Origin of the sequence: Prevotella sp. S7-1-8 (genome assembly GCF_000758925.1) — a bacterium.
Classification (GTDB): Bacteria; Bacteroidota; Bacteroidia; order Bacteroidales; family Bacteroidaceae; genus Prevotella.
The window spans coordinates 1-3,056 of sequence record NZ_JRNC01000104.1; the positions used below are offsets into that span (position 1 = coordinate 1).

Consider the following 3,056-nt stretch of genomic DNA (forward strand, 5'->3'; position numbering starts at 1 on the left):
TTTTGATTTTGTGACCCTATATGACGAATGGAAGAATAACAGGCTGAAACTGAGGTGCCATAGCATTTTCAGTGAGTTGGTCATCCATTCCAATGGTGATGTCCCGTTGTGCCAGAATTTGGACGTGGTCTTGGGCAACACTCATGAGAACACGCTTGACGAGATATTCAATTCAAAGGAAACCTGTAAGATTCAGTGTCAACACTCCAAAACGTGTAATCAATGCTGGATCAACTATCACCGGAAGTATGATATTATCCTGTTAAGGAATCTGGAGAAAATGTTTCCCAAGCGACTGATAGAATTGTTTTACGGGAAATATCAATGGAGCAGCAACACGCAAATCACCTATAAGGAACATTTCAAGCAAATAACAGCATAAACTATGGGACATATAGACGAAATCATCGGCAGATACAAGAGTGTGCGGAGCATAAGGGAACTGAACCATATCTACACCCAACGGTATGCTCTTGTAGGTCTTGGCAATCATTGTGTCAGTAACCTGTTGCCTGTGATACAATATCTTCAGTTGCCATTGAAATACATCTGCTGCACCTCGGAGAAGAAAGCCGGGCTGATTTCTCAAAAGTACAAGGGAGTAAAAGGTACGACTTCTTTACAAGACATCTTGAATGATGATACGGTTTCGGGAGTCTTTGTGGCTGCTAATCCACATTCGCACTTTCATATAGCAAACGAAGTCATTAAAGCAGGGAAGTCCTTATTCATAGAGAAACCACCGTGTGAGAACGAGAGGGAACTAAAGTCTTTGACCGATACCGTCAAACTATATGGCTCAAAACATGTCGTCGTCGGACTGCAAAGACGTTTTGCCCCTGCCACTCAAATTCTGCAAAAGCGATTGAAAGGTGATGGCAAACGACATTATCATTATCGCTATCTTACGGGGCTATACCCAGAGGGTGATGCTCTGCTTGACCTGTTCATCCATCCTCTTGACTATGCAACATTCCTTTTCGGAGAGGCAAAGATAAAGAGTTGGGATATTATTCGCAGTAGAGATGGTGGACAGACCTTATTTCTTGTATTAGAGCACCAAGATATAACAGGTATGCTGGAACTTTCAACAGATTACTCGTGGCAAAAGGCAGAGGAATTGTTGAGCATCAGTACAGACAAAGGGGTTTATGTATTGGACAGAATGGAGCAACTCGATTTCACACCGAGACGCTCTGCAGTGTTTGGGGTTCCATTAGAGAAAATATTCCAAAACAATACAACCGTAGTCAATCTCTACGGAAGAAATGGCTTTGTTCCAACGATTGGGAATAACCAAATTGTGTCACAAGGGTTCTTCTCGGAGATTCAAGCGTTTGCCGATATGGTTGAAAACAGATGCGAGGATAATCATGCCTTTTGCTTGGAAAGTGTCAAGCAAGTTTATTCCATAATGGCAGAAATAAAGAAGTATATGAACATAATTGACGACCACATATTATAATAACTAATTAAATCCAACAAATTATGAAAAGGTATTTTTGTGTATTACAGGCGTTCATCTTCTCGTTGCTGTTTATTGGTTGCAGCAATGAAGATGAGTCTGCTTCAACTCCCACAGTGCAAGCATCGAAAACGGAATTGTTTGCTATAGGGACAGCCCGAATGACAAGAGCCGCTTCAAGCCCCTATCTCTTTACACTTGACAACATCAAGTCTTTCAACGCGCAGACCCGTGAGATTATTTTTCAAGATTTTGAGCCGACAAGTCAGCTCTTTCCCATTTATCGTAACATAGAAATACATTCGTATGGTAAGGTTCTACTCCATATCTCAACGTTTGTGTCATCTTTCAATAGTCAAATCTTCACAGACTTATCATTAGTTTCAGAATCTGGCAAGTTTTATCTGAGTGACTGTTACCCACGCAATATTGAGGACAATAGTCAATATGTTAAAGAGAACAAGGCCATTCAAAAAGCAAAAGAAAAAAGAGCGGCAGAATGGGGAGAGTTTCTCTCAATACTCAAAAAACACGGGAAGTTGATTGAATAGTAAACAGAAATACGTAATAATATAAGCAAGAAATAACTTGTAATTATGTTTATATAAATATCAACATATAAAATCCTTGTAATTATGAAAAAAGTATTTTACAGCCTAATCCTTTTCTGTGGATTATCTGCATGTTCCTCAGAGAAGGTAGCTCTTGAGCCATTAAGAATTTATGATGTTGCAAATTCTAATTGTAAATTAAGCATCTCTCCGACAGATACACGTCCTGATTTTTACTTGGAGAATGACGCGGTACGGACAACCTTAAGCATAGAATTGGGTAAAGACGGTATAGCTCAATGTGTGCTGGAAGACGTGAAAGCCAACTGTGCCGTAAGAAATATCTATGTGAACATTGTTAATCAAGATGATCAGATTACCCTTGTTGTGTATCATAATGTCCTTGACGCGCTTGCCGATTGCATTTGCAAATACGATGTTAATTTTAAGATGAGCAAATTGCCGGCTGGTAATTATAAACTTAAGGTTTACTATGCCAGACCGAATATGAAATATGAAGAGTCTGATATAGCTTTCAATGGGCTGATCAATCTAACTCTGAATAAAAAGGAAAGAGTAGTGCTTAAGTCTGAATTGAGGTCACCAGAGATTTGAAAAACTGATTGAATAGTAAAAGACAAAAACATAACATTCTATAAAGTGTGTCTTTATCGTGATTTCAGCCCTTTTTGATAATCGCATCAAAGAAGGCTATAAACATTCAAGATAGAAGTGCAATTCCTTTAGGTAGTTTGAGTTCACATTCTTCAAAAATAGGCCCACTTTGGTTATTGGTTCAAAGTAGGCTTATTTTTATAAATGGGAAGCTATATTCTAATACTTAGAGAAAGTTCTTATGGCTATCCTCTAATAATCTCTCCAAGTCCGACACCTTATAGAGTATCTTCCCTGCGAATTGCGTGTAGGGAATAATCCTCCTGTCCCGATAGTCCTGCAAGGTACGAGGGCTGATATATAGCCGCTCGCATACTTCCTTGCTCGTTAGGAAATGCTCACCTCTAAACAGCGGTTTGTGTGTC

General features: G+C 39.3%; 5 protein-coding genes. 4 read left to right on the forward strand and 1 reads right to left on the reverse strand.

The window, feature by feature from the left end; translation table 11 throughout:
* The 4 genes from HMPREF1640_RS11855 to HMPREF1640_RS11870 form a co-directional block, all read left to right on the forward strand.
* Nucleotides 1-382 (forward strand): SPASM domain-containing protein (locus HMPREF1640_RS11855; protein WP_036895119.1); only part of this gene is annotated, 382 nt, incomplete at its 5' end.
* Nucleotides 383-385: 3 nt separating this feature from the next.
* Complete coding sequence (locus HMPREF1640_RS11860) at nt 386-1,465, forward strand: Gfo/Idh/MocA family protein (protein WP_036895121.1); 1,080 nt, start codon at nt 386-388, stop codon at nt 1,463-1,465.
* A 23-nt stretch (nt 1,466-1,488) separates the two neighbouring features.
* Nucleotides 1,489-2,016, forward strand: a complete 528-nt coding sequence (locus HMPREF1640_RS11865) for a hypothetical protein (protein ID WP_036895124.1) — start codon at nt 1,489-1,491, stop codon at nt 2,014-2,016.
* An 84-nt stretch (nt 2,017-2,100) separates the two neighbouring features.
* A complete protein-coding gene (locus HMPREF1640_RS11870; RefSeq protein WP_036895128.1) occupies nt 2,101-2,631 on the forward strand; it encodes a hypothetical protein in 531 nt (176 codons plus the stop codon).
* Between the two features lie 226 nt (nt 2,632-2,857).
* On the opposite strand, the gene HMPREF1640_RS13005 is transcribed toward HMPREF1640_RS11870, so the two are convergent.
* Nucleotides 2,858-3,056 (reverse strand): helix-turn-helix domain-containing protein (locus HMPREF1640_RS13005; RefSeq protein WP_081935372.1); only part of this gene is annotated, 199 nt, incomplete at its 5' end.